The organism is Burkholderia sp. AU6039, assembly GCF_002223365.1.
In the GTDB taxonomy this organism is placed as follows: Bacteria; Pseudomonadota; Gammaproteobacteria; order Burkholderiales; family Burkholderiaceae; genus Burkholderia.
The window spans coordinates 235,917-261,974 of the sequence record NZ_NKFK01000004.1; the positions used below are offsets into that span (position 1 = coordinate 235,917).

Consider the following 26,058-nt stretch of genomic DNA (forward strand, 5'->3'; position numbering starts at 1 on the left):
CCCCTGCTAGAATCGCAGTTTCCCGTCGTTTTTCCGCCGTTCCTCTACAGACCCTATGTCCGCATCCGACCTCACTTCCGTGCAGGCTGCGGCGCCGCAAGGTGGCCGCCAGATCCTCGTTACGTCCGCACTGCCCTATGCCAACGGGCAGATCCACATCGGCCACCTGGTCGAGTACATCCAGACCGACATCTGGGTGCGGACGCTGCGAATGCATGGCCACGAGGTCTACTACATCGGTGCCGACGACACGCACGGCACGCCGGTCATGCTGCGCGCGGAGAAGGAAGGCCTGACCCCGAAGCAGCTGATCGATCGCGTGTGGACCGAACACAAGCGCGACTTCGACAGCTTCGGCGTGTCGTTCGACAACTTCTACTCGACCGATTCGGACGAGAACCGCGTGCTGAGCGAGAAGATCTACGTCGCGCTGCAGGACGCCGGCTTCATCGCCGAGCGCGAGATCGAGCAGGCGTACGATCCCGTCAAGGAAATGTTCCTGCCGGACCGCTTCATCAAGGGCGAGTGCCCGAAGTGCCACGCGAAGGACCAGTACGGCGACAGCTGCGAAGTGTGCGGCTCGACCTACCTGCCGACCGAACTGCTGAACCCGTATTCGGTCGTGTCGGGCGCGACGCCGGTGCGCAAGACGTCGAAGCACTACTTCTTCCGCCTGTCCGATCCGCGCTGCGAAACGTTCCTGCGCGAATGGGTGAGCGGCCTCGCGCAGCCCGAAGCGACCAACAAGATGCGCGAATGGCTCGGCGACGCCGGCGAGGCCAAGCTCGCCGACTGGGACATCTCGCGTGACGCGCCGTATTTCGGCTTCGAGATCCCGGGCGCACCCGGCAAGTATTTCTACGTGTGGCTCGACGCGCCGGTCGGCTACTACGCGAGCTTCAAGAACCTGTGCGAGCGCAACGGCATCGACTTCGATGCGTGGGTCCGCCCGGGCTCGACCACCGAGCAGTACCACTTCATCGGCAAGGACATCCTGTACTTCCACACGCTGTTCTGGCCCGCGATGCTCGAGTTCTCGGGCCACCGCACGCCGACCAACGTGTTCGCGCACGGGTTCCTGACGGTCGACGGCGCGAAGATGTCGAAGTCGCGCGGCACGTTCATCACCGCGCAGAGCTACATCGACACGGGCCTGAACCCCGAATGGCTGCGCTACTACTTCGCCGCGAAGCTGAATGCGACGATGGAAGACATCGACCTGAACCTCGACGACTTCCAGGCGCGCGTGAACAGCGACCTCGTCGGCAAGTACGTGAACATTGCGAGCCGCGCGGCAGGCTTCCTGATCAAGCGCTTCGATGGCCGCGTGCAGGACAGCGCGATGAACCATCCGCTGGTCGCGAAGCTGCGCGAGGCGATCCCGCAGATCGCCGCGCACTACGAAGCACGCGAGTACGGCCGTGCGCTGCGCCACACGATGGAGCTCGCTGACGAGGTGAACGCGTACGTCGACGGCGCGAAGCCGTGGGATCTCGCAAAGGATCCGGCCAACGCCGTCGCGCTGCACGAAACCTGCAGCGTGAGCCTCGAGTCGTTCCGCCTGCTGTCGCTCGCGCTGAAGCCGGTGATGCCGCGCGTGGCCGAAGCCGTCGAGTCGTTCTTCGGGATCGCGCCGCTCGCCTGGGCCGATGCCGCGAAGCCGCTGTCGTCGGCGCAGCCGATCAAGGCGTACCAGCACCTGATGACGCGCGTCGACCCGAAGCAGATCGAAGCGCTGCTCGCCGCGAACCGCGATTCGCTGCAGGCCGAAGCCACCGGCGCGGCTGCCGCGAGCGCGAACGCCGCGAAGGATGCGAAGAACAACGCGAAGGCGAACGCGAAGCAGGCTGTCGTGAACGGCGCGGACGACGCACCGATCTCGATCGACGATTTCGCGAAGATCGACCTGCGCATCGCGAAGATCGTCGCGTGCCAGGCCGTCGAAGGCTCGGACAAGCTGCTGCAGCTCACGCTCGACGTCGGCGAGGAAAAGACCCGCAACGTGTTCTCGGGCATCAAGTCCGCGTATCAGCCCGAGCAGCTCGTCGGCAAGCTGACCGTGATGGTCGCGAACCTCGCGCCGCGCAAGATGAAGTTCGGCCTGTCCGAAGGGATGGTGCTCGCCGCGTCGGCCACCGATGAGAAGGCCGAGCCGGGCCTCTACATCCTCGAGCCGCACAGCGGCGCGAAGCCCGGCATGCGCGTAAAGTAAGCCGAACGCGCTGCCGCTTGCGCAAAAAAGAAGCCCCGCACGACGTGCGGGGCTTTTTTCATGGCTGCTCGGCGCGCCGCCCGCCCCCGCGGTCACTGCTGAACCAGCGATCAAAACGCCGCGTGTAGTTCAGGTCGACGCCCTGGAACGTGCCGCCGTACGCGGATACCGACCAGAAGCGCGTCAGGTTGATCGTCGCCTTGAACGCGTTGGCCGCCGATTGCAGCCCCTGCTCGAAGCCGAGCACGAAGCGCTCGTTGATCGCCTTCGACACGAGCACGACCTGCGGATCGGTCAGGCCGACTTCACTGCGGCCGACCGAGACCTCGTCGAGACCGAAGGTCTGCGCGACGCGCTTGCCGGTCACGCTGCCGAGCAGCCCGAGCGCCGCGGTCATCGCACCCTGCTGGCCGACGTTGTTGCCCTGGTCGGTGCCGTGCCCGAACAGCAGCCACGACAGTTTTTCGTTTTCGGTGACGTTCGGCTCCGACACGAGCTTGACCGTCAGCGACTGGATCGTGCCCGTCACCTGCACGCCGGCCTCGACCTCCTGGTTGCGCCGCATCGCGAGGATATTGACGCCCGGGTTCGACACGGGGCCGTTGAACGTGAAGAAGCCGTTCTCGACCGCGAGCTTGCGGCCGAACGACGTGTACGTCGACCCTTCGGTCACGCGCACATTGCCGACCGCGCGCAGCGGCACGCCCGGCGCGCTCATCACGGTGATCGTGCCGCGCAGCCCGAGATCCGCGCCGTGACCCTTGAAGCGGAAGTTGTTGCCGAGGCCGATATCGATGTTCGCGCGCGGCGCGAGCGACGGCGCCGGCTTGTCCTCGACCGGCTTCGGCTTCGCGACCGCGGAACCGGTCGGCGTCTCGCCGCGCACCGTGCCGCCCGGCTGCTCGATCACCACATCGTCCGACAGGTGCGGCGCCGATTCCTCGGGCAAGTCGAACAGCGCGCGGTCGACGACGAACTTGCCGTCGATCGACAGTGCGCCACGCGGCCCGTCGTTCGCAACCGTCGCCTTGCCCGACAGCGACAGCTTGCGGTCCGGCGCCGCGAACAGTTCGAGCTTGTCCGCGACGATGCTCGCGGTCAGGTCGGGCGCCTCGCCGTCGAGGCGCACGCGGCCGAGTGCGCGCAGCGTACCGTCGCCGCCGTGGAACTCGACCTGCTGGAATTCGACGAGGTTTTCCGACAGCTTCACGCGCACGATGCCGTCCTTCAGCTGCACGCCCTGGTCGATCAGCGTCGCGGACAAATCGTCACCCGTCAGCATCCCCGACAGGTTCGGCTTCACCGGCGTGCCGGCGACCGTCAGCTTCAGCGCCGCGCGCCCGCCGAGCAGGTAGCTCGGCCCGAACAGGTTGCCGGTCGTCTTCAGCGCCGGGATGTCGGCGTCGATGCGACCCGACAGCGGGCCGTCGTCGACCACGCCGAACATCCCGTCGCGCAGCGCGAACGGCACGGTGACGTTCGCGTCGAGCGTGCCGATCCGGGCCGCCTTCGCGAGCGCGGTCACGTTGAGCCGGTTGCCGGGCGTGAAGCTCGCGCGCGCGGACAGGTCGGTCAGCCCCAGCGAGGCGATGCCGCGCCCGCTTTCGATCGTCACGTCGCCGCCGCGGCGCTTCACCTGCACGTAGCCTGTCGCGTTCGCGCCGAGCGAGAAATCCCAGTCGGCATCGAGCACGACGTCGGTGCGCACCGGCGGCCGCTGGCCCGTCAGTTCCTGGCGGACCTCGAGGAAACGCGCGACCGACGCACCGGTCACCGAGCCCGCCGAGCGCATCTGGCCGTGATCGAACACGAACGACTTCAGGTCGATCGCCGCGCCTTCGAGCGTGAGCCGCGTCGCGCCGAGCGTCACGCGGCCGGCGCCGGCCGACACGGTCAGCGGCGACTGCAGCGCGATGGTCGGCGTGCCGCGGTTCGCAAGACGCGTGACGGTGCCGTCCCAGCGCATCCCGTCGCGGTTCTCGACCACGCCGCCATTCGCCGCGAGCGTCACGTCGATCACGCGGCCGCCGGCCGCCCCGAGTGCCGACGCGTCGAGCGTGTGCTTCGCGCGCGTGCCGTCGAGGTTCGCGCGCAGCGATTTCAGCTTCAGCGAGCCGAGCGCGATGTCGGACGCATCGGCCGTGAACACGAGCGCGCCGTGCGCGCCGTCGCGGATGTCCGCGCGGCCCTGCGCGGCACCGATCCGGTTCGAGCCGACGACGACGTGCTCGGCCTTGTAGGTGGCCGTCACGTTCGGGTGCGCGAAGCTGCCGGTCAAGTCGCCCTGCGCCTGCACGAGCCCTTGCACGCCGAAGCCGAGCCGGTCGAGCTGCGGCGCGTCGACGACGAAGCGCAGCCGGTCGCCGGGCGCGCCGAAGCTGCCGCGCAGGTCGACATGGTTGCCCGCGATCGACAGGTTCGCGTTGCTCGGCAAGATGCGCGAGCCGGCCAGTTGCACGACGCCGGCGCCGGTCAGCGGCACGCCGTCGTACAGGCTGTCGCCGAGCTTGAAGGTCGCCTTCGTCGATACCTGCGGCGCGAATGCGCCCGACGCCGTCAGCGTGCCCGACACGCGCGTCTCGCCGCGCGGGGCCGGTGCTTTCGCGGCCTTGGCGGGCGCCTTGCCGCCCCCCGCCTTCGGCGCGCTCATCGCGGCGAGCAGCAGCGGGTCGAATGCGGTCAGCGTCGCCTTCGCGTCATAGCTCGAATGCGCATCGTGGCGGAACACACCCGTCAGGTCGATCCGGCCCTTGCCCGCCGTCACGCGCGCGTCGGTCAGCACGGTCTGCTGCGGCGTCAGCGCAACCTTCGCGCGGGCGCCGAGCGCGAGCTTCGGATCGTTCAGGTTGAAATCGACGGTCGTGACATCGCCCGCGAGCGTCACGCCGAGCGGGCCGGCGAGGCGCATCGGCCGCAGCTCGGCGACGAACGCGTTCAGGTCGAGGTTCGCGACCTTCAGGTCGAAGCGGCCCTTGCCGCCCGTCAGCGTGCCGTTGCCTGTCACGCTGCCGTCGCGGATCAGCTTCAGTGCGAGATCGTCGATCCGCTGCGCGTGCGCGTCGAGATGCACGTTCGCGTGCGCGTCGATCACCGGCAGCAGGTGGTCGCCGAGCGTGCCGGGCTTCGCGTTGACGATCGACACCGGGCCGGTCACCGCGAAACCCTTCGCGGGCTCGGCCCCGGCCGGCGCGGTCAGCGGCGCGAGTTCCGCGCGCACCGCGAGATCGGCGGCCGGCGCACCGGGTGCGAGCGCCTGCGGATTCACGTGATCGAACGCGAGCGATGCGCGCGTGAGCGGCACCGCGCCGAACGGCGCGGCCTCGACGTGCGCGCGCCCGTTCAGCTTCATCCCGCTTGCGTCGACTTCGGCGACGAGCGCCTCGAGCGACCCCGACACGCGCGCACGCGCGTCGACCGGCTCGTCGGACAGCTTGCCCGCGTAGGTGGCGTCACCCGTCAGCGCGAACGGCTTCACGCCGTCGAGCTTCGCGCGCGCGGTCAGCGCGCCGTACGGCGTATCGATGCCCTCGAGCACGAGTTCATGGTGACGGCCGTCGCTGCGGCCGTTCAGCGCGATATGGTCGAGTTGCGTCGTCGAGCCGCCGTCGTGGATCGCGAGGTGATCGACGCGCAGGTCGTCGATCCGCAACTGCAGCGGCAGGCTCAGGTCCTGCGGCGTCGTACTCGGCGTCGACGGCCCCGGCGCGATCCGCACTTCGATCGTGCCGGCGCGAAGGTACGCGATGGACAGCCGCCACGGCGCGCGGGTCAGGGCCCAGCGGCCGTCGAGCCGGTCGATGCGGATTTCGGTGCCGGTGCCGTCGGGGCTCGTCCACGCGAATCCGCGCAACCGCACGCCGGTCGCAAGCGAGCCGCCGTCGAGCGTGCCCGCGAGCCGCGCGCCGAGCACGCGCTCGGCCACCTGCCACGCGAGCCGCGTGCCGTGCTCGGTCGTCACCGCGGCCAGCACGAGGCCGACCGCCAGCACGACGAGCAGCACGAGCGTGACAAGCGTCCACGCGACGAACCGCCCGATCCGCGCGACGGGCCCGCGGCGCGGCGCGCGCGGCGGCGCGTCGGGCGCGCCGTCGGGCGAGTCCGGATCGTGAGGCGGCGGCGTGTCGTTCGGGTCCTTCGTCATGCGGTTCGTCGTCGGTGAAGCGGTACGGTCAGAAAGCGATGCCGAGCGTCAGGTACGGGCGCACGCTATGGTTGCGCAACCCGTACGCGACGTCGACGTTGATCGGGCCGACGGGGCTGCGCCAGCGCGCGCCGATGCCGACACCCGGGTAGAACACGCGCTCGCCCCACGCATCGGTGGCGGTGCCGATGTCGAAGAACGTCGCCGCGCCCCAGTCGCGGTTGAACCAGTGCTGGTATTCGGCGGTGCCCGTCATCAGGTACTTGGTCGGCAGCACGGAGCCGTCGACGCTGTTACCGATGCTCTGGTAGCCGTAGCCGCGCACCGAGTTCGAGCCGCCCGCGCGGAACAGCAGCGACGCCGGCACGCCGGTCGAGCTGCCGCTCGTGAACACGCCGCCGAGCTCCGCGCGGAACACGAACAGGTCGCGCTTGCCGATCGGCAGGTACTGCTGGCCGCGTGCGTAGCCGCGGATGAAGGACTGGTCGGTCAGCACGCCCTTGACCGCGAAGCCGGCCTCCGCGTGGATCAGGTTGCCCGACCGCGGAAACAGCGGATCGTCGACGTTGCGGCGCGTCCACGCCCATTGGGGCACGAGCGCGCGGCTCGTGGTCGGCCCGGCGCCGTTCTGGTCGAGCCGGTCCTGGTAGTACATCAGCGAATACGCATAGTCGATGAACTGGCCGGTGCGCGTGCGCTGCACGCCGACCCGCGCGCTGTAGATGCGCGTGTCCGACACGTTGGTGTTCGTGTACGACGCGAGCACGCTGTTGGTCCAGCCCTTCTCGCCCGGCGGCATCGACAGCTGGACCTGCCCGTATTGCTGGATCTGGTCGAGCCGGCCCGACACGGTCAGCGGCCACGCGGCGCCGAACGTGTCGAGATACGTATAGGAGCCCTGCACGTGCGGCCCGGTATCGGTGGCAAAGCCGACGCCGCCGCGGATGTTGTTGTACGGAAACTCGCTGACCTTCACGTGCACGGGCGTGCGCTCGGGCTTCGCCGTATCGTCGCCGACGTCGATCGCGACGCTCGCGTAATACGGCGTGTTCTGCAACTGCCGCTGCAGTTCGGTGATCCGCTGCACGTCGTAGATCTCGCCTTCCGACAGCGGATTGACGTTCGTGACGATCTTTTCCGGATAGCGCCGCACGCCGTCGACGTCGACCTTGCCGATCGTGAACGTCGGGCCGCTGTCGAACGTGACCGCGAGCATCGCGCGCTGCGTGCGCGGGTCGATGCGCGCCTCCGACGACGCGATCTTCCCGCCGAGATAGCGGTGCGACTGCAGTTGCCTGAGCGCCGCGCCCTTCGCGCCGTCCCAGTCGGACTGCGTGAACGGATCGCCCGGCTTCAGCGAGAACGCGAAACGGGTCGCGGCCTCCTGCTTCGGATCCTCGGTGTCGATGGGCCCCTTGAACGTCAGGTCGACGCTCGACACGATCGTCTGCTTGCCCGGATCGACCGCGATGCGCACGTCGCGCTTGCCGTCGCGCGTGCGCACGTCGGTGCGCACGACGGGCGAGAAATAGCCGGCCGTCGCGGTCAGGTCGCGCACCTGCTGCGGCGTGGCGGTCACGAGGAAGTCGAACTGGTCGTCGCTGATGTCGTCGCGCTTCGCGAAGCGCGCGATGTCGAGATGCGTCTTCAGGAGCTTGCGGATCGAACGCGGCGCGTCGATGTCGACGTCGTACTTCGCATGGGCCGGCAGCGCGAAGCACGCGGCCAGACAACCCGCGAGGGCCGCCCGCGCGACGCGGGCCGCGGCGGCGGCGCGCTCGCGTGCCGCGCGCGGGCTCGCGTCATGCGCCGTGTGTGCTTGCTGGTTCGACTGCCCCGCCAAATATGACCTCGCCGTCTCGGAGTGTTACGGTTTCGTGGAAAACCCTGTATTTGACCACAGGGCGCCGACGTCACAGCCAAACGATTGTGAAAGAGTGCCAAGGCACCGGAAGGGCCGCCGCACGATGTTCCGCCGGTACCGGCCAGCGGATTCGACGCGCGATTGACGCCGGCCGTTCCCGCGATGCGGTAAAATCCCGCCATCGTGAATCCGGCGCATCGTGCGTCGCCCGAAACGGAAAACCCAGCCATGCCGTACCAGTCCGATGTCACGCAGTTCCTGAACCAGCTCAAGCAGCAGAAGCCGACGCTCGAGGACGAGCAACGCAAGGGCCGTTCCCTGCTGTGGGACAAGCAGCCGATCGACCTCGAAGAGCGCGCCGAGCAGCAGGAATCGCGCGTGAAGCAAACGCCGTACGTCTACTACCAGAACTTCTGACGACGTGAGCGCCGCCGACGAGGCCAGCGCCGCCCGGCAGGACGACGCGATCGCCGCGCCCGCGGGCGCCGACTCGACGCCCGACACGGTCGACGGCGTCGCGGCATTCGCTCGCCTGTACGGCGAGCCGCTCTTCAAGCTGCCGCAGGATCTCTACATCCCGCCCGATGCGCTCGAGGTCTTCCTCGAGACCTTCGAAGGCCCGCTCGACCTGCTGCTCTACCTGATCCGCAAGCAGAACTTCAACGTGCTCGACATCCCGATGGCGCAGGTCACCGCGCAATACCTGGGCTACGTCGACCAGATCCGCACGTCGAACCTCGAGCTGGCGGCCGAGTACCTGCTGATGGCCGCGATGCTGATCGAGATCAAGTCGCGGATGCTGCTGCCGGTCAAGAAGGCCGACACCGGCGAGGAAGCCGAGGATCCGCGCGCCGAACTCGTGCGCCGCCTGCTCGAATACGAGCAGATGAAGCTCGCCGCGCAGCGGCTCGACCAGTTGCCGCAGCTCGGCCGCGACTTCCTGCGCGCCGAGGTCTACATCGAGCAGAGCGTCACGCCGCGCTTCCCCGACGTGAATTCGGACGACCTGCGCGCCGCATGGGCCGACGTGCTCAAGCGCGCGAAGCTCGTCCAGCACCACAAGATCTCGCGCGAGGAGCTGTCGGTGCGCGAGCACATGAGCCTGATCCTGCGCCGGCTGCAGAACGCGCGCTTCATGGAGTTCGCCGAGCTGTTCGACACGTCGCGCGGCGTGCCGGTCGTCGTCGTGAATTTCATCGCGATGCTCGAACTCGCGCGCGAGTCGCTCCTCGAAATCACGCAGGCCGAGCCGTTCGCGCCGATCTACGTGCGTCTCGCGTACCTGCCCGCGTAACACCCGCGCCCGCCCTTCCCGTTCTCCCGATTCATCCCGGCACGCTCGCCGCTACGCCGCGGCCCGGCGCGGCCGCGCGCGGGGTTGCCGGCACGCCCGATTAAAAAGTGAACGACCGTTCTTTTTTCGATGCGTTTGGCGGCCAAATCCTCTACAATCCGCCGACGCCCGATGCGCCGCCCGCGCGCCGGCGTTCTCCGCTTCGACCCCGACGCCGCTGCTGCGGCGCCAACGCGCGCCAGCGCGAGGAACCCGCTACCCGATCATGAAAGTCATCAGCTCGATCCATGAACTGCGCGACCAGCTGCGCGGACAGAACCGCACGGCGTTCGTGCCGACGATGGGCAACCTGCACGAAGGGCACCTGTCGCTGATGCGCCTCGCGCGCCAGCACGGCGACCCGGTCGTGGCGAGCATCTTCGTCAACCGGCTGCAATTCGGCCCGAACGAGGATTTCGACAAGTATCCGCGCACGCTCCAGGACGATATCGAGAAGCTGCAGAAGGAAAACGTCTACGTGCTGTTCGCGCCGACCGAGCGCGACATGTACCCGGAACCGCAGGAATACCGCGTGCTGCCGCCGGACGATCTCGGCGGAATCCTCGAAGGGGAATTCCGGCCCGGCTTCTTCACCGGCGTGTGCACGGTCGTGGCGAAGCTGATGGCCTGCGTGCAGCCGCGCGTCGCCGTGTTCGGCAAGAAGGACTACCAGCAGCTGATGATCGTGCGCCGCATGTGCCAGCAGCTCGCGCTGCCGGTCGACATCATCGCCGCCGAAACCGTGCGCGACGAGGACGGCCTCGCGCTGTCGTCGCGCAATCGCTACCTGTCGGCCGACGAGCGCGGCGAGGCGCCCGAGCTCGCGAAGACGCTGCAGCGCATCCGCGAAAGCGTGCTCGGCGGCGAGCGCGACCTCGGCAAGCTCGAGGAACTGGCCCGCACGCATCTGGCCGGCCGCGGCTGGGCGCCCGACTACATCTCGATCCGCCGCCGCGCGAACCTGATCGCGCCGGACGCGGCCCAGCTCGAAGCCGGCGAACCGCTCGTCGTCGTCGCCGCCGCGAAGCTCGGCGCGACGCGCCTCATCGACAACCTGGAAATCTGACGGGCCGCCCCGCCCGCGCCTCTCACGCATCACGGAGACACCATGCAGCGCCACATGCTCAAATCGAAGATCCACCGTGCGGCCGTCACGCACTGCGAGCTGCACTACGAAGGCTCGTGCGCGATCGACGAAGACCTGCTCGAAGCCTCGGGCATCATCGAGAACGAACGGATCGACATCTGGAACATCAACAACGGCGAGCGCTTCTCGACTTACGCGATCAAGGGTGAGCGCGGCAGCGGGATGATCTCGCTGAACGGCTCGGCCGCGCGTCGCGCGCAACTCGGCGACCTCGTGATCATCGCGGCCTTCGCGATGGTCGACGAAGCCGAGCTGCAGGCCGGCTGGAAGCCGAAGCTCGTGTTCATGGACGACGGCAACAAGATCAAGGGCCACCGCGATCACGTGCCGACGCAGAACTGGACCTGACCTGACCGCCTGCCCGCGTGCCGCGGCGCGCGGGCGAGGCGGTGCCGCTTGTGGTCGAAGGGCCGGATGCCGTACTCGACGGCATCCGGCCCTTTCTCATTTCATCGTGCGCCGCCCCGACGGCCGCGCGATCAGGACGCCTTGGCGGCCTTCTCCGTCTTCCCTGCCTTCGGCGCCCGGCGTTCGGCCCATTCGACGATCGGCCGCCATTGCTCGAGATCCTTCTCGACGCGGCTCTTCGCGACGTCCCACAGCGTCAGGCCGTGCGCGGCGATCTGCACGTAGTTCTGGGTGTCGCGCACGTAGCCGAGCACCGGCAGGCCGAGCCCTTCGACGAAGCGGTGAAGCTGGTCGGACGAGCGCGTGCGCGCATCGACCCGCATCCCGACGATCCCGACCTCGACGTTGCCCTTGCGCACGGCCTTCTCGTCGGCGAGGCGCTCCAGAAACTGCTGCGTGGCCAGGATATCGAACATCGACGGCTGCAGCGGCACGATCACCTTGTCGGCCAGTTGCAGCGCGACGTTGAGCCGGTTGCCGTGCAGGCCGGCCGGCGTATCGATCACCGCATATTCGAGGCCGCGCGGCGGCTTCGTCGGCGCGTCCGGGTCGAGTTCCCATGCCTCGATCGGCGGCAATCCGGCCGGCCGCAGGTCGAGCCACGCATGCGCGGACTGCTGCCGGTCCAGGTCGGCGAGCGCGACCCACGCGCCCTGCGCCGCGAAAAAGCCGGCAAGATTGGTGGACAGCGTGCTCTTCCCCACGCCGCCCTTCGGATTCGCCACCACGATCACCGTCATGAATTCCCCCGAAAAAGCCGCGCGGCGCCCGCCGCATGGCAGGCGCCGCTCGATTGCGGATACAGGGAGCGATGATATCGGCAAACGGGGGGTCACCGGAACGGGTTGCGCCGCCCCGGGTGCGCTGACTTACCCCTTACACACGCTGATCCGCGGCCTCCCGTGCGCCGAGCGCGAACGCGCCGCCGCCCAGCAGCGCCTGCACGGCGAGCGTGACGGCCCAGAACGCCGGATATTCCCAGCCGCCGTGCGGTGACGCGAAGCTCCAGCCGTTCGGCAGATGCGCGGCAACCGCGCCGAGCATGAACGGCAGCAGCACGAGCGCGGCGACGCGCACGCGGAAGCCCGCGAGCAGCGCCAGGCCGCCGGCCAGTTCGACGAACGTCGTCAGGTACGCGAGCCAGCCCGGCAGGCCGATCGACGCAAAGAACTGCGCAGTGCCGGGCAGCGTGAAGACGAACACCTTCTGCGCGACGTGCGCGAGGTACAACACGCCGAGCGCGACGCGCAGCAGGGTCGCGGCGAAATCGTTGAGGCGATTGGGGTTCATGGCGAATTCCTTTGTGAGTGGTGTGAATGGATCGCACTCTATTCGAATCAATTCGACCGATAAACGCGCCAATTCGCTTTAACTGATTCCTGTATGGAGTTAATCGGGGCGTAAAAAGGGGCATGACCGATCATGCCCCGCAGGCTGCTTCAGTAACCGCTCTTGCCTTGTGTGGCGTCGCCGGAACCGGACTGGCTGCCGCCCGGTGCGGACGAATCGCACGCGTGCGCCACCGCCGACACGCCCAGCAGCGCCGCGAGCAGCACGCTCCACCACCATCGAGCCTTCATCGTCGCACTCCTCCAGGCGGACCTCCGCCCTTCTGTGTTGTACGCGATCCGGCGGAAAAAGCGAGCACGGGCCGGCCTCGCGTCAACGAAACTCGGCGTACAGCGCGTCGAGGTCGAGATGGTTCGCGAACGTGTCGGCCAGCCGTTCGAGCGATGCCTCGCGCAGCGCCGGATAGTCGATGCGCTCCGCGCCGTCGAGCCCGGCCCATGCGAGCAGCGCCGTGCAGGCGTCGGGCGAGTCGAACAGCCCGTGCACGTAGGTCGCGAGGATCTGGCCGTCGTCGGACACCGCGCCGTCCGGGCGTGCGCCGTCCCGCGCGGCGTCGGCGGCCAGCGCCAGCGCGGGCGACGCGAGCGCAGGCCCGTGCGTATCGCCCATGTGGATCTCGTAGCCGCGCACCGCGGCCCCGCCCGGCAGCGCGAGCTGCCCCGTCACGTTCTTCAGCGTCTTGTCGGGCTGCAGCGTCGTGTCGAAATCGAGCAGCCCGAGCCCCGGCACGCTGCCGGGCGCGCCTTCGAGGCCGAGCGGATCGTCGAGCGTACGCCCGAGCATCTGCATCCCGCCGCAGATGCCGATCACCTTGCCGCCGTAGCGCAGGTGGCGACGGATCAGCGTGTCCCAGCCCGCGTCGCGCAGCCACGCGAGATCGCGCTGCACGCTCTTCGAACCGGGCAGGATCAACAGGTCGGCGTCCGGTACGGGGCCGCTCTTCCAGTACGTGAATTCGACCTGGGGATGTGCGCGCAGCGGATCGAAATCGGTGTGGTTGCTGATGCGCGGCAGCGCCGGCACGACGACGCGCAGCACGCCGGCGTCGCCCCGTGCGGCGGCGCTGCGCGCCTGGGCGGGCAGCATGTCCTCGGCGTCGAGCAGCAGGCCGTGCAGGTACGGCAGCACGCCGAACACCGGCTTACCCGTTTGCGCGCGCAGCCAGTCCAGCCCCGATTCGAGCAGCTTGAAATCGCCGCGAAAGCGGTTGATCACGAAGCCGCGCACGCGCGCGCGCTCGCTGTCCGACAGGCACGCGAGCGTGCCGACCAGATGCGCGAACACGCCGCCGCGGTCGATGTCGGCGACCAGCACGACCGGGCAGTCGACGCGTTCGGCAAATCCCATGTTCGCGATGTCGCCATCGCGCAGGTTGATCTCGGCCGGGCTGCCGGCACCCTCGACGATCACCGTGTCGTAGCCGGCGCGCAGGCGCGCGTATGACTCGAGCACCGCGTCGAACGCGACCGGCTTGTAGTCGTGATACGCACGCGCATTGAGGTTCATGCGCGCCTTGCCGTGAATGATCACCTGCGCGCCGCGATCGCTCGTCGGCTTCAGCAGCACGGGGTTGAAATCCGTATGCGGCGCGACGCCCGCGGCCAGGGCCTGCAGCGCCTGCGCGCGGCCGATCTCGCCGCCGTCGGCCGTCACCGCGCTGTTGAGCGCCATGTTCTGCGGCTTGAACGGCGCAACGCGCGCGCCGGTGCGGCGGGCGAGCCGGCACAGGCCGGCAACCAGCGTGCTCTTGCCCGCGTCGGACGTCGTGCCCTGGATCATCAGCGTGCCGCGCGGCCGCGGCTCGGGTGCATTCATCGTGTAAAGGTCGTCGCGAAGCAAAGGCCGCATTATCCCCCGCGCCGCCCTGCCCGCGCCGTTACAATCACGCGATGATTCCGCACGACCTCACCTTCGTCCTCGGCGGCGCGCGCTCGGGCAAGAGCGCACATGCCGAGCGGCTCGCCGCCGACAGCGGCCTCCCCGTCACCTACATCGCGACCGCGACCGCCGCCGATGCCGAGTTCGCGGAGCGCATCGCGCACCATCGCGCGCGCCGGCCGGCCGACTGGGGTTTCGCCGACGCGCCCGTCGATCTCGCCGGCACGCTCGCACGGCTCGACGATCCGCACGCGTGCCTGCTCGTCGACTGCCTGACGCTGTGGCTCACGAACCTGCTGTGTCCCGCCGACGGCGAACCGCTCGACGATGCGCAGTACGCGGCGCAGGTCGAGCGGCTCGAGCACGCGTTGCGCGGCGCGCGCGCGACGGTGATCGTCGTCAGTAACGAAATCGGGCTCGGCGTCGTGCCGCTCGGGTCGGTCACGCGCCGCTACGTCGACGAGCTCGGGCGCCTGAACCAGCGCGTCGCCGCGCTCGCGACACGCGTGACGCTGCTCGTCGCCGGGCTGCCGCTCGACCTCAAGACCGGAGCGCCGTCATGCTGATGCTGACGCTGCCCGTCGTCGCGATGTTCGCGGTCGCGGCCGCGATCATCGACCGCGCGATCGGCGAACCGGCCGGCTGGCACCCGCTCGTCGCGTTCGGCCGCCTCGCCGCGCGCATCGAAGGCGCGCTGAACACGGGCCGGCGCGGCCGCGTGATCGGCGTCGCCGCGTGGGTCGCGGCGGTCGTGCCGCCGGTCGCCATCGCGGCATGGATCACGACCGTGCTGCCGTGGCCGCTCGCGGCCGCGCTGCATATCGCGCTGCTGTGGTTCGCGCTCGGCGCGAAAAGCCTCGCCGACCACGTCGCGCCGATCGCTGCCGCGTTGCTGCGGCAGGACCTCGGCGCCGCCCGCGCGCTGACCGCGCGCATCGTGTCGCGCGACACGAGCGACGCGGACGAAGGCGCACTGTCGCGCGCGGCCGTCGAATCCGCGCTCGAGAACGGCAACGACGCGATCTTCGGCGCGCTGTTCTGGTTCGTCGTCGCAGGCGGCCCCGGCGCGCTGCTGTTCCGGCTCGCGAACACGCTCGACGCGATGTGGGGCTACCGCACGCCGCGCTTCCTGACCTTCGGCTGGGCCGCCGCGCGCCTCGACGACGCGCTGAACTGGATTCCCGCGCGCCTCACGGCCGCAAGCTACGCACTGCTCGGCGACACGGCCGCCGCATGGCGCTGCTGGCGCACGCAGGCGCGCCACTGGGACAGCCCGAACGCGGGCCCGGTGATGGCCGCCGGCGCCGGCAGCCTGAACGTGCAGCTCGGCGGCCCGGCCGTCTATCACGGCGAGATCGAGGATCGTCCCGCGCTCGGCACCGGCGCCACGGCGACCGCCGTCCACATCGTCGCCGCGCTGTCGCTCGTCACGCGCACGCTCGCCCTGTGGCTCGCGCTGCTGGTCGCGAGCGGCGCACTCGCCATGGCCACCCATCATGTCTGACACCCGCATCGCACACGGCGGCAACCTGCATGAAGCCGCGCGCCGCCACGGCATTCCGTACGACGCATGGCTCGACCTGTCGACCGGCATCAATCCGGTCGGCTATCCGGTGCCGCCCGTCCCGGCCGACGCGTGGCGCCGGCTGCCCGACGACGGCGACGGCCTCGCGGCCTGCGCCGCGCAGTACTACCACGCGCCCGATCCCGCACACGTGCTGCCGGTTGCCGGCAGCCAGGCCGCGATCCGCGCGTTGCCCGCGTTGCTGCCGACCGGCGACGCCGGCGTCGCGGCGCTCGCGTACGGCGAATACGCGCCCGCCTTCGCGCGCCACGGCCATCGCGTCGTCGCGCTCGACATCGACGCGGATCCGCTGCCTGCGACGCTGCATCACGTCATCGTCGGGAATCCGAATAATCCGACCGCCGAGTTCGTGTCGGCCGAGCGCCTGCTCGATTGGCACGCGCAACTGGCCGCGCGCGGCGGCACGCTGATTGTCGACGAGGCATTCGCCGATACGGGCGCGACGCGGTCGCTCGCGCCGCACGTCGATCGCCCCGGGCTTATCGTGCTGCGTTCGGTCGGCAAGTTCTTCGGGCTCGCCGGCATCCGCGCAGGCTTCGTGCTCGCCTGTCCCGACCGGATCGTCGCGCTGCGCGACATGCTCGGCGCCTGGACGGTCGGCGGCCCTGCCCGCCACGCGGTCGCCGCGGCGTTCGCCGACCGCGCATGGCAGGCCGCCGCCCGCGAACGGCTCGCGGCCGACGGCGAACGGCTGGCCGCCTTGCTGCGCGCGCACGGCTTCGCGGTTCGCGCGACGCCGCTCTTCAGCTGGACCGACGACCCGCGCGCCGCGGCGCTGCATGCGGCACTCGCCGCACGCGGGGTCTGGACGCGGCACTTCCCGACACCGTCGAGCGTACGCGTCGGCCTGCCGGGGAGCGAAGCGGAATGGCAGCGCCTCGGCGACGCACTCGCGCACTGCGTGCCGACGCTGCAACGGGAATCCGCATGAATTCACGCATGTTTCACCGGCTCGCGCCAATCGCGCTATTGGCCGCGTTCGCTTACGCGCCACGCGTCCACGCCGATGTCACGACACGCGACGACGCCGGCAATACCGTCACGCTGCCGGCGCCCGCGCAGCGCGTGATCAGTCTCGCGCCACATGCGACCGAGCTCGTCTACACGGCCGGCGGCGGCGCGAAGCTCGTGGGCACCGTCACGTACAGCGACTATCCACCCGCCGCGCAAGCGATACCGCGCGTCGGCGACAACAAGGTGCTCGACCTCGAGCGGATCGCCGCGCTGAAGCCCGACCTGATCGTCGTCTGGCGGCACGGCAATGCCGAGCGGCAGACCGACGCGCTGCGCGCGCTGCACATCCCGCTGTTCTTCAGCGAACCGAAGCATCTCGACGACGTGGCGTCGTCGCTGCGCCGGCTCGGCACGCTGCTCGGCACGCAACCGGCTGCCGATGCGGCCGCGGCCGCCTATACGCGCGACATCGCGGCACTGCGCACGCGTTACTCGGCACGAGCGCCCGTCACGATGTTCTTCCAGGTCTGGGATCGGCCGCTGATGACGCTCAACGGTGCGCACCTGATCAACGACGTGATCGAGCTGTGCGGCGGCCGCAACGTGTTCGGCTCGCTCAAGCCGCTCGTGCCGACCGTCACCGACGAGGCCGTGCTCGCGGCGAATCCGGAGGCGATCGTGACGACGAGTGCGGGTACGACGCGCTCCGACGAACCGCTGCCGAGCCTGGCGCGCTGGCGCACGTGGCCCGCACTGACGGCCGTGGCACGCAACAACCTGTTCGCGATCGACGGCGATCTGCTGACACGGCCGTCGCCGCGGATCGCGCAGGGCGCGGCCGCGCTGTGCGAGGATCTCGATGCCGCGCGTGCGCGGCGGACGGCGCGCTGATTTCCGGCGACTTCCACGCTCATCGCGTGCCGGATGCCTGAGACGAACTGACCGCGTGCTGCGTCGTTCACACGCAGTGGCCAGCGCGCCTAGTCGTCCCAGTGCATCACGTCCCACGTTCGCGCGACAGCATCCGCGCGCAGCCAGACGACACCCCCTGTCGGTACGGGGCGCGACAGCAATGTGTCGAGCGGCACGCGCAATACATGCGATGCAAACGCACGGATCACGCCCGCATGCGTGACGACCCACTGCGGCCGGTCGAACTGCGGCACTGCGTCGGCTCGCCGCGCAACCCGCGCGGCAAACCGCGCAACGCTTTCGCCGCCATGCGCGCACGCATGCATCAGGTCGGCCGCCCACGCATCGAGCGCCGCGCGATCGATATCGTCCCAGCGCCGCATTTCCCACGCGCCGAAATCCATCTCCTGCCAGTCCGCGTCGCGCCGCAACGGCACGTCGCATGCCTGCGCGAGCCGATCGGCCACCGATGCGCAGCGCATCAGCGGGCTCGTCCAGACCTGTTCGGGAAGCGGCGCGCCGATAGCAGACAGATGCGTACGGACCGCCTTCGCCCCGGCCTCGGCCGGCGTGGCGAGCGGCACGTCGCTGCGTCCGTAGCAGATGCCCGGCTCGATGCCGACGGCCGGATGACGGATCAGGACGACGTCCATCCGAGCACCACGAGATAGATCGCCAGTTCGCACAGTTGCTGCGTGAAGCCGAGACAGTCGCCGGTATAGCCGCCGATCCGCTTCACGAAGTAGCGGGCGGCCCACGCGCGCACGAGCACGAGCGCAACGCAGGCCGCGACACCCATGCGCCAGTCGGGCCAGAATAGCCAGGGCAATCCGAACAGCGCCGCGACGCATGCCGCGCGTGCGCCCATCCGTTGCGCGACCGGCTTCGCCTTGCCTTCGGGCCGCACGTAGTCGAGCGTCATCAGCAGGCTCACCGCCGCCGCGCGGCTCGCCGCGTGCGCGGCGATCATCGTCCACGCGGCACGCAACGGCAGCATGGACGCAAGCGCCTGCCATTTCACGCCGAGCGAGATCACGAGCGCGACCGCGCCGAACGTGCCGATCCGCGAGTCGTGCATGATGCGCAGCACGTCGTCGCGCGTATAGCCGCCGCCGAACGCATCGCAGCTGTCGGCCAGGCCGTCCTCGTGGAAGGCGCCCGTGGCGAGCAGCGTCGCCGCCATCGACAACCCGACCGCGATCGACGGCGGCAGCACGCGCAGCGCGGCGAGATACACGAGCGCACCCCACGCGCCCACGCATGCGCCGACGAGCGGGAAATAGCGCGCGGCCTGGTCGAGATCGCCGGCCGCGTAGCCGATCGCGCGCGGCACGGGCACCCGCGTGAAATAGCCGAGCGCGACGAAGAAGTAGCGCAGTTCGGCCCGCACGCCGCGCGCGCGATCAGGCGTCACGATTGTCGACGCCGGCGGATTCGAAGCTCGCCATCTCCGTGAGGAATGCGGCTGCCGCCCGCACGAGCGGCAGCGCGAGCGCCGCGCCCGTGCCTTCGCCGAGCCGCAGGTCCAGCGCGAGCAGCGGCTTCGCGCCGAAATGCTCGAGCATGCGCCGGTGCCCGGCCTCGTGCGACGTATGCGAGAACACGCAGTAGTCGCGCACGCCGGGCGCGATGCGCTCGGCAACCAGCAGCGCGGCCGTCGCGATGAAGCCGTCGACGAGGATCGTCATCCGCTCGCTCGCGGCCGCGAGATACGCACCCGTCATCATCGCGATCTCGAAGCCGCCGAACGTCGCGAGCACATCGAGCGGCGCGATCGCGTGCGAGTGCTTGACGAGCGCACGGCCGAGCACCGCGCGCTTGTGCGCGAGGCCCTGGTCGTCGAGGCCCGTGCCGCGCCCGACGCACGCGTCGATCGGCACGCCGAGCAGGCGGCTCATCAGGCACGCGGCCGACGACGTGTTCGCGATCCCCATCTCGCCGAAGCCGATCACGTTCGTGCCGAGCGACGCATGCAGGCGCACGCGCGCCGCGCCGGCCGCGAGCGCCGTCATCGCCTCGTCGCGCGTCATCGCCGGCTCCGTCGCGAAGTTGCGCGTCCCGCGCGCGACCGGCAGCGACACCAGCCGGTCGGACAGCGGCAGCGGCGACGCAACACCCGCATCGACGATCTCGAGCGTGCTTTGCGCGACGCCCGAGAACGCGTTGATCGCCGCGCCGCCGGCGAGGAAGTTCGCGACCATCTGCGCGGTCACCGCTTGCGGATAAGGACTCACGCCCTCGGCGGCAATCCCGTGATCGCCGGCAAACACGATCATCACGGGACGCTGCACGACCGGCCGCTCGGTGTGCTGGATCAGGCCGATCTGCAGCGCGATCGCCTCGAGCTGGCCGAGGCTGCCGGGCGGCTTGGTCTTGTGGTCGATCACGTGCTGCAGGCGCTTGCGCAGCACCTCGTCGAGCGGCGCGATCGCGGGCGGGAAGGGGGTCGGGGTCGTCATCGAAAAGCCGTGTCGTTGGCGCGGTGTGCGCCGCGCATCGGAAAAGAAAAGGTCATTGTCGCTCGGGCCACGCCGGCAGCAGCGCATCGCGGCCGTTCTCGCGGATCAGCACCAGTGGATAGCCGAACGCATCGCTCGCGCGCTCGGGCGTCAGCACGTCGTGCACGGGGCCGGCCCACGCATGGCCGCGGCCGTCGAGCAACAGCGCATGCGTCGCGAAACGCCGCGCGAGATTCAGATCATGGCACGAGAACAGCACCGTGCGCGGGCCCGCGTCGAGCCATGCGGCCAGCGCGGTCAGGCAATCGATCTGATGATGCAGGTCGAGATGCGCGAGCGGCTCGTCGAGCAGCATCAACGGTGCGTCCTGGCACAACGTCGCGGCCAGCGCGACGCGCTGCCGCTCGCCGCCCGACAGCGACAGCACGTCACGCGACGCGAGCGCGGTCAGGTCGAATGTCGCCAGCGCATCGCGCGCGGCCGCGCGGTCGCCGTCGCGTTCCCAGCCCCAGCCGCCGAGATACGGAAAGCGGTTGAGCAGCACCGTGTCGAACACGGTCGCGCTGAATGCGTCGTGCAGTTGCTGCGGCATCAGCGCGCGACGCTGCGCGAGCTGCTCGGGTGGCCATGCGGCAAGCGGCCGGCCATCGATCTCGACGTGTCCGCCGGCCGGCGGCTGCAGCCCCGCGAGGGTCGCGAGCAGCGTCGTCTTGCCCGCGCCGTTCGGCCCGGCGACGCACCAGATCTCGCCGGGCCGAAACACCTGGGTGAAGCCGTCGAGCAGCGTACGCGCGCCGGCCTTCAGCGTCAGGCCGACGGCCGCGTAGTTCATGTCGCCGGCCGTGGCGTGCAGTGCGGCCTCCGTCATCGCATCGGCCTCCTCAACAACATCCACAGGAACACCGGCACGCCGATCAGCGCGGTCATCACGCCGACCGGCAGTTGCGCGGGCGCGATCACGGTGCGTGCGAGCAGGTCGGCCGCCATCACGCCGCCGCCGCCCGCGAGCATCGCGGCCGGCAGCAGCATTCGCTGGTCGTTGCCGAAGGCGAGCCGCAGCGCATGCGGCACGACGAGGCCGACGAAACCGATCGTGCCGGCCGTCGTCACCGCGGCCGCGGCGGCCAGCGACGCGACGAGATAGATCCGCACGCGCACGCGCGCAACGGGCACGCCGAGCGCGAGCGCGGTCGCGTCGCCGCGCAGCAGCACGTTCAGTTGCGGCGCGGCCGGCAGCGCGACGCAGGCGGCCAGCAACAGCGCCCCCCACGCGAACCACGGCGCGGTCACGCCGTTCAGATCGCCGGTCAGCCAGAAGATGATCCCGCGCAGCCGTGCATCGGGCGCGAGCGACAGCAGCAGCGTGACGAGCGCGCCCCACCCGGCCGCGATCACGACGCCGGTGAGCAGCAAACGCGGCGACGCGTCGCGCGAATCGCCGCGCCCCAGCTCGCGGCGCGCGAGACCGAGCACCAGCGCGACCGACACGAGCGAGCCGGCGAACGCCGACGCATCGACGAGCCACCACGCGCCGCCCGCGATCATCGCGACGAGCGCGAAGCCGGCCGCGCCGCCCGACACGCCGAGCACGTACGGCTCCGCGAGCGGATTGCGCAACAGTACCTGCAGCAGTGCGCCGGCCAGCGCGAGCAGCGCGCCGCATGCGAAGCCCGCGAGCGCGCGCGGCAGGCGCAGCGTGCGGACGATATCGGCGAACAGCGCGTCGCCGCCATGCGGCACGAGCGACGCGAGCGCCTGCCATGGCGACATCGGCACGCTGCCGATCGACAGCGACGCGACGAACAGCAACGCAACCGCCGCAGCCAGCGCGGCCCAGATCGCGGTGGCGCGCGCGGCGCTCATGCCGCGCACGACGTGCGGCACACCCGCTTGCGGCAGCGGGCCGGTCGTGACGTGAGCGTCGCGCGGACGATTGGGGTCAGCATCGAAGAAGATTCCGTGAAGCATTGCGCGCCCCGCCTCCCCGCAGGCCGCGCGTCACGAAGCCCGTGCGGGCTCCCCGTCTCGGCCGGTATCCGGGCTGGCGGCGGTCCGGCTCGCCTTCCCGCGCGATGACGCGCAGTGGCCCGCGTCCGCATGCAGGAGCTGCACGTGAAACGCGCCCGAGCCGGCCTGCGTCACGAGACGCGGCCGCTTACCGTTGCGGGGGCAGCGCAGGTTGGCGGGCTTCCGGCGCCCGCGCCCTGCTTCCCGTTTAACCGCGCGTTCCACGCGCGAGCACCGAGGCGGCGCCAGTTTAGGAGCGGGTCGCGCGAGCGTCAAGGAAGCCTCCGGACACGCACGGGACGCGCTGATTCGCGGCAAGAAGCAGGGGTGTTACGACTGGAAACGTTACAGATGTCGGATTGCGCGTTATTCCGCGCTAAAATGCTGGGTCTTTAGAGGACGCAGCAAATGCTCAACGAACTCGAAACCCTATCTCAAAATATTGGCCGTCTGATTTCGCTGAACAAGCGCTATCACTCGGAACGGCTCGCGCTCGAGGAGCAGGTCGCGCAATTGCGCGCGGATGCGGACGCTGTCCGCACGGAACTCGCGCAACTGCGCGATGAACGCAATGCACTTGCGGCCGAGCGTGACACGCTGTCGGCAAAGATCGACGACGCCCAGGTGAAACTGAACGCGATTCTCGAAAAGCTGCCGCGCTCGAAAAATGCGGAGCAAGCCGACAACCAGCTCGACCTGCTGGATGCGCAGGCGCGTACGGATGGCGATGACGCGGCCAGCCATGGAGAACATGCATGAGCACCAAGCAGATCGAAGTCTCGATTCTCGGTCAGGCCTATCGGCTCGCCTGCTCGGCCGAGACCGAAGCGGCGCTGCTCGAAGCGGTCGCACGCGTCGACGCCGAAATGTCGAAAATCCGCTCGAACAGCTCGGTACGCGGCACCGATCGCATCGCCGTGATGGCGGCGCTGTCGCTCGCGTCCGAATTGCTGCGGCTGCAAACGAGCGTGCGGCACGGTGAAGCATTTCCGGCGGAGGAAATCCGTCGTACAATGCACCAGATGAACGAACAGCTCGGCGCGGTGCTCGCACAGCACGAGACACAGTAACGTTTTAATCGATGCGTCGATTCCCCTTGATCTCGGCGATCAACGGTGGTCAAATTGGCGCATCGAATCACAGTTCAGTCAGCTTCCCTGCCTGGTTCGCCAAGGTCATATATTCCTTGAACCAATGCCATGTGCACGGTTGCGGAAATTTGTAGCACGGGCGCGCGCGTCACTCTGTCTGATGTACCCGAAGTGCTGCTAACTGCGACCAATTCTGAACCTCAGGTTCAGGATGCCGGCCTAGCGGCCAAGGCGGGGGCCTATCCAACGGCATCGGGCGAAGCCCGGTGCCGTTTTCTTTTGTAGCAGCCTCTTTCTGCGTCGATCACGATCCATGCAATACTGGCTGATGAAGTCCGAACCGGACGAAGCAAGCATCGACGATCTCGCCAACGCACCGCAGCGCTCGCTGCCGTGGACCGGCGTGCGCAACTATCAGGCGCGCAATTTCATGCGCGACACGATGAAGATCGGCGACGGCGTGCTGTTCTATCACTCGAGCTGCCCCGAGCCGGGCATCGCGGGCCTCGCCGAAGTGTCGTCGACGCCCTACCCCGACCCCACGCAGTTCGATCCGAAAAGCCCCTATTACGACCCGAAGTCGACTCGGGAAGCACCGCGCTGGCTGCTCGTCGACGTGCGCTACGTGAAAAAATCGCCGCTCGTGCCGCTTGCGGCGCTGCGCGAACACGACGAACTCGCCGACATGCGCGTGCTCGCGCGCGGCAACCGGCTGTCGATCACGCCGGTCACGCGCGCCGAATGGCGCTTCATCACCGAAAAGCTGATGAAGTAGGCGCGCGCCAAAGGTCAAATCTGGTCAGTCCGCACTGCCGCAACGGAACTCGCGGCACTTTCGCGCGGCCTAAGCAACCGCTGTCGGCCGATCAGGCCGGCTGTCGTTTTTTCGTCGCGCGGTACGCCCGCGTCGTGCACGCGCAATCCGCGTGCACGCCCTCGCACAAGGAGTCCAACAATGACCAAGAAATCCGCACTCGCGCTGTCGCTCGCCCTTGCCGCCGCCGTTCCCGCCGCGCTGACGCTCGCGTCGACCGCCGCGCACGCGCAAACCGCGAACCCGCACTTTCCGGAGCCGGCAGGCGTGCTGTCGCTGTCGTCGCAGGCCAGCGCGGACGTGCCGCAGGACATCATCCACATCACGCTGTTCTACGAGCAGCAGGCCAAGGATCCGGGCAGCCTCACCGCGCAGTTGAACCAGCGCGCCGATGCAGCGCTGTCGCAGGCGAAGGGCGTATCGGGCGTCACCGCACACACGGGCGCATTCTCCGTGTACCCGAGCACCGATCGTGACGGCAAGATCTCCGCATGGCGCGGTCGTACGGAAGTGGCGCTCGAATCGCGCGATTTCGCTGCCGCGTCGAAGCTTGCGGGCCAGTTGTCGAACCTGATGCAGGTCGCGAACGTCGAGTTCTCGCTGTCGCCCGAAGCACAGCGCGCGGCCGAGCAAAAGCTGACGACCGAAGCGATCAAGTCGTTCCGCGCCCGCGCCGACGAAGCCGCGAAGGCATTCGGTTACGGCAGCTACACGATCCGCGACGTGAACGTCGGCGGCGGCCGCAATGTACAGCCGTACCCGCGCATGATGGCGATGGCCGCGGCGCCGATGGACAGCGCGAAGATGAGCGCGCCGATCGCGGTCGAAGGCGGCAAGGCCACCGTGTCGGTCACCGTCAACGGCTCCGTGCAGATGAAGTAACGCGCAGCGCACGGCATCCGAAATGAAAAACGCCGGCCCTCGGGCCGGCGTTTTGCGTTGACCTGCAGGGTGCCGATGCACGCGCCGATCGCACGTGCATCGACATCGCATCACGCAGCGGCATGCGCCGCGCGGCGGCGATACGCCCAGACCATCAGCGCGACGCCCGCGAGGATCATCGGCAGCGACAGCCACTGCCCCATCGACAGGCCGAGCGCGAGCAGGCCGAGGAAGTCGTCGGGCTCGCGCGCGAACTCGACCGTGAAGCGTGCGAGGCCGTAGCCGATCAGGAACAGCGCGGACACGGCGCCCATCGGCCGCGATTTGCGCGCGAAGAAGAACAGCGCGAAGAACAGCGCGATGCCTTCGAGCGCGATTTCATAGAGCTGCGAAGGATGGCGCGGCAGCATCTGGTATTGCATGAACACGTCGGCGAGATGCCACTTCTCGACGAGCTCCGGATGCTTCGGCAACCATGCCGCATCGTCGCGCATCGCGCCCGGGAACAGCATCGCCCACGGTGCCGAAGGGTCGGTCACGCGGCCCCACAGCTCACCGTTGATGAAGTTGCCGAGCCGGCCGGCCGCGAGCCCCGTCGGCACCATCGGCGCGACGAAGTCGGTGACCTGCAGCCAGTGGCGCTTGCGCTGCCACGCGAACAGCATCATCGCGAGCGTCACGCCGAGGAAGCCGCCGTGGAACGACATGCCGCCTTCCCACACCTTGAATACGTCGAGCGGATGCGAGAAGTAGAAATCGGCCTTGTAGAACAGCACATAGCCGAGCCGGCCGCCGAGCACGGTGCCGAGCACGCCGTAGAACATCATGTCGTCGATGTCCTTCGCGGTCCAGCCTTGCGCCGCGACGTGCGGCAGCTTCAGCCGGATCCGGCCGACGACGATCGCCGCGATGAAGCCGACGAGATACATGAGCCCGTACCAGCGCACGGCCAGCGGCCCGAGATGGATCGCAACGGGGTCGAAATTCGGGTGAATGATCATGGGTTAGCGAAGAAGTTTTC

The 26,058-nt window shown here is 69.1% G+C and carries 25 protein-coding genes, 1 other RNA gene and 1 riboswitch; of the genes, 14 read left to right on the forward strand and 12 right to left on the reverse strand.

Going from position 1 to position 26,058, the window contains the following annotated elements; genetic code table 11:
• Positions 1 to 55 precede the first annotated feature (55 nt).
• Complete coding sequence (metG, locus tag CFB39_RS13720) at positions 56 to 2,212, forward strand: methionine--tRNA ligase (protein WP_089473384.1); 2,157 nt, start codon at positions 56 to 58, stop codon at positions 2,210 to 2,212.
• Positions 2,213 to 2,270: 58 nt separating this feature from the next.
• Here the strand turns inward: metG and CFB39_RS13725 are convergent, their stop codons facing one another.
• Positions 2,271 to 6,353, reverse strand: coding sequence for a translocation/assembly module TamB domain-containing protein (locus CFB39_RS13725; protein ID WP_089473385.1), 4,083 nt, complete (start codon positions 6,351 to 6,353; stop codon positions 2,271 to 2,273).
• A 28-nt stretch (positions 6,354 to 6,381) separates the two neighbouring features.
• The gene (locus CFB39_RS13730) at positions 6,382 to 8,196 is read right to left on the reverse strand and encodes an autotransporter assembly complex family protein (protein WP_089431571.1); all 1,815 of its coding nucleotides are present in this window, start codon (positions 8,194 to 8,196) and stop codon (positions 6,382 to 6,384) included.
• A 249-nt stretch (positions 8,197 to 8,445) separates the two neighbouring features.
• On the opposite strand from CFB39_RS13730, the gene CFB39_RS13735 reads away from it, so the two are divergent.
• From CFB39_RS13735 to panD, 4 genes are all read left to right on the forward strand, one after another.
• Positions 8,446 to 8,634 carry a DUF3460 family protein gene (locus CFB39_RS13735; protein ID WP_089426099.1) on the forward strand — a complete coding sequence of 63 codons (189 nt, stop codon included), beginning with the start codon at positions 8,446 to 8,448 and terminating at the stop codon, positions 8,632 to 8,634.
• A gap of 4 nt (positions 8,635 to 8,638) precedes the next feature.
• Complete coding sequence (locus CFB39_RS13740) at positions 8,639 to 9,511, forward strand: ScpA family protein (RefSeq protein ID WP_021164248.1); 873 nt, start codon at positions 8,639 to 8,641, stop codon at positions 9,509 to 9,511.
• 265 nt (positions 9,512 to 9,776) lie between these two features.
• Positions 9,777 to 10,616, forward strand: coding sequence for a pantoate--beta-alanine ligase (panC, locus tag CFB39_RS13745; protein WP_089431572.1), 840 nt, complete (start codon positions 9,777 to 9,779; stop codon positions 10,614 to 10,616).
• 42 nt (positions 10,617 to 10,658) lie between these two features.
• Positions 10,659 to 11,045: an aspartate 1-decarboxylase gene (gene panD, locus CFB39_RS13750; RefSeq protein ID WP_011352892.1), complete on the forward strand. Its 387-nt coding sequence runs from the start codon at positions 10,659 to 10,661 to the stop codon at positions 11,043 to 11,045.
• Positions 11,046 to 11,176: 131 nt separating this feature from the next.
• Here the strand turns inward: panD and CFB39_RS13755 are convergent, their stop codons facing one another.
• The 4 genes from CFB39_RS13755 to CFB39_RS13765 all read right to left on the reverse strand — a co-directional run bounded on the left by CFB39_RS13755 (position 11,177) and on the right by CFB39_RS13765 (position 14,270).
• Positions 11,177 to 11,845 carry a ParA family protein gene (locus CFB39_RS13755; RefSeq protein ID WP_089426101.1) on the reverse strand — a complete coding sequence of 223 codons (669 nt, stop codon included), beginning with the start codon at positions 11,843 to 11,845 and terminating at the stop codon, positions 11,177 to 11,179.
• 136 nt (positions 11,846 to 11,981) lie between these two features.
• Positions 11,982 to 12,395 carry a DoxX family protein gene (locus tag CFB39_RS13760; RefSeq protein WP_089473386.1) on the reverse strand — a complete coding sequence of 138 codons (414 nt, stop codon included), beginning with the start codon at positions 12,393 to 12,395 and terminating at the stop codon, positions 11,982 to 11,984.
• Positions 12,396 to 12,544: 149 nt separating this feature from the next.
• Complete coding sequence (locus CFB39_RS40205; RefSeq protein WP_175240750.1) at positions 12,545 to 12,685, reverse strand: hypothetical protein; 141 nt, start codon at positions 12,683 to 12,685, stop codon at positions 12,545 to 12,547.
• Between the two features lie 82 nt (positions 12,686 to 12,767).
• Positions 12,768 to 14,270 carry a cobyric acid synthase gene (locus tag CFB39_RS13765; RefSeq protein ID WP_089473387.1) on the reverse strand — a complete coding sequence of 501 codons (1,503 nt, stop codon included), beginning with the start codon at positions 14,268 to 14,270 and terminating at the stop codon, positions 12,768 to 12,770.
• Between the two features lie 74 nt (positions 14,271 to 14,344).
• On the opposite strand from CFB39_RS13765, the gene cobU reads away from it, so the two are divergent.
• From cobU to CFB39_RS13785, 4 genes are read left to right on the forward strand one after another with little or no spacing between them, the layout of a single operon-like run.
• Positions 14,345 to 14,899, forward strand: a complete 555-nt coding sequence (cobU, locus tag CFB39_RS13770; protein ID WP_089473388.1) for a bifunctional adenosylcobinamide kinase/adenosylcobinamide-phosphate guanylyltransferase — start codon at positions 14,345 to 14,347, stop codon at positions 14,897 to 14,899.
• Positions 14,893 to 15,837 carry an adenosylcobinamide-phosphate synthase CbiB gene (gene cbiB / locus CFB39_RS13775; protein WP_089473389.1) on the forward strand — a complete coding sequence of 315 codons (945 nt, stop codon included), beginning with the start codon at positions 14,893 to 14,895 and terminating at the stop codon, positions 15,835 to 15,837. Before cobU ends, cbiB begins: the two co-directional genes overlap by 7 nt.
• Positions 15,830 to 16,849: a threonine-phosphate decarboxylase CobD gene (gene cobD, locus CFB39_RS13780; protein WP_089473390.1), complete on the forward strand. Its 1,020-nt coding sequence runs from the start codon at positions 15,830 to 15,832 to the stop codon at positions 16,847 to 16,849. The genes cbiB and cobD overlap by 8 nt, the downstream gene beginning before the upstream one ends.
• The gene (locus CFB39_RS13785; RefSeq protein WP_089473391.1) at positions 16,846 to 17,763 is read left to right on the forward strand and encodes a cobalamin-binding protein; all 918 of its coding nucleotides are present in this window, start codon (positions 16,846 to 16,848) and stop codon (positions 17,761 to 17,763) included. Before cobD ends, CFB39_RS13785 begins: the two co-directional genes overlap by 4 nt.
• A gap of 89 nt (positions 17,764 to 17,852) precedes the next feature.
• Here the strand turns inward: CFB39_RS13785 and cobC are convergent, their stop codons facing one another.
• From cobC to CFB39_RS13810, 5 genes are read right to left on the reverse strand one after another with little or no spacing between them, the layout of a single operon-like run.
• Positions 17,853 to 18,437, reverse strand: a complete 585-nt coding sequence (cobC, locus tag CFB39_RS13790; protein WP_089473392.1) for an alpha-ribazole phosphatase — start codon at positions 18,435 to 18,437, stop codon at positions 17,853 to 17,855.
• A complete protein-coding gene (locus CFB39_RS13795) occupies positions 18,422 to 19,198 on the reverse strand; it encodes an adenosylcobinamide-GDP ribazoletransferase (protein ID WP_089473393.1) in 777 nt (258 codons plus the stop codon). Before CFB39_RS13795 ends, cobC begins: the two co-directional genes overlap by 16 nt.
• Positions 19,188 to 20,243, reverse strand: a complete 1,056-nt coding sequence (gene cobT / locus CFB39_RS13800; protein WP_089473394.1) for a nicotinate-nucleotide--dimethylbenzimidazole phosphoribosyltransferase — start codon at positions 20,241 to 20,243, stop codon at positions 19,188 to 19,190. Before cobT ends, CFB39_RS13795 begins: the two co-directional genes overlap by 11 nt.
• Positions 20,244 to 20,295: 52 nt before the next feature.
• Positions 20,296 to 21,111, reverse strand: coding sequence for an ABC transporter ATP-binding protein (locus CFB39_RS13805; RefSeq protein WP_089473395.1), 816 nt, complete (start codon positions 21,109 to 21,111; stop codon positions 20,296 to 20,298).
• Complete coding sequence (locus tag CFB39_RS13810) at positions 21,108 to 22,211, reverse strand: iron ABC transporter permease (protein WP_089473396.1); 1,104 nt, start codon at positions 22,209 to 22,211, stop codon at positions 21,108 to 21,110. The genes CFB39_RS13805 and CFB39_RS13810 overlap by 4 nt, the downstream gene beginning before the upstream one ends.
• A 41-nt stretch (positions 22,212 to 22,252) precedes the next feature.
• A riboswitch (cobalamin riboswitch) is annotated at positions 22,253 to 22,504 on the reverse strand.
• 154 nt (positions 22,505 to 22,658) lie between these two features.
• Between CFB39_RS13810 and CFB39_RS13815 the strand changes: the two genes are divergently transcribed.
• The 5 genes from CFB39_RS13815 (at position 22,659) to CFB39_RS13835 (ending at position 25,037) form a co-directional block, all read left to right on the forward strand.
• Entirely contained in the window at positions 22,659 to 23,009 is a 351-nt protein-coding gene (locus CFB39_RS13815; RefSeq protein WP_089473397.1) for an ATPase, read from the forward strand.
• Entirely contained in the window at positions 23,006 to 23,320 is a 315-nt protein-coding gene (locus CFB39_RS13820; RefSeq protein ID WP_011352906.1) for a cell division protein ZapA, read from the forward strand. The genes CFB39_RS13815 and CFB39_RS13820 overlap by 4 nt, the downstream gene beginning before the upstream one ends.
• 81 nt (positions 23,321 to 23,401) lie before the next feature.
• Positions 23,402 to 23,583, forward strand: a non-coding RNA gene (ssrS, locus tag CFB39_RS13825) — 6S RNA.
• Between the two features lie 71 nt (positions 23,584 to 23,654).
• On the forward strand, positions 23,655 to 24,116 hold the full coding sequence (locus CFB39_RS13830) for an EVE domain-containing protein (protein ID WP_021160795.1): 462 nt from the start codon (positions 23,655 to 23,657) through the stop codon (positions 24,114 to 24,116).
• 180 nt (positions 24,117 to 24,296) lie between these two features.
• Positions 24,297 to 25,037 (forward strand): SIMPL domain-containing protein, encoded by a 741-nt coding sequence (locus tag CFB39_RS13835; protein ID WP_089426114.1) that lies wholly within the window; start codon positions 24,297 to 24,299, stop codon positions 25,035 to 25,037.
• Positions 25,038 to 25,147: 110 nt separating this feature from the next.
• Here CFB39_RS13835 and lgt read toward each other — a convergent pair whose 3' ends face one another.
• Positions 25,148 to 26,038 (reverse strand): prolipoprotein diacylglyceryl transferase, encoded by an 891-nt coding sequence (gene lgt, locus CFB39_RS13840; protein WP_069248621.1) that lies wholly within the window; start codon positions 26,036 to 26,038, stop codon positions 25,148 to 25,150.
• Positions 26,039 to 26,058 lie beyond the last annotated feature (20 nt).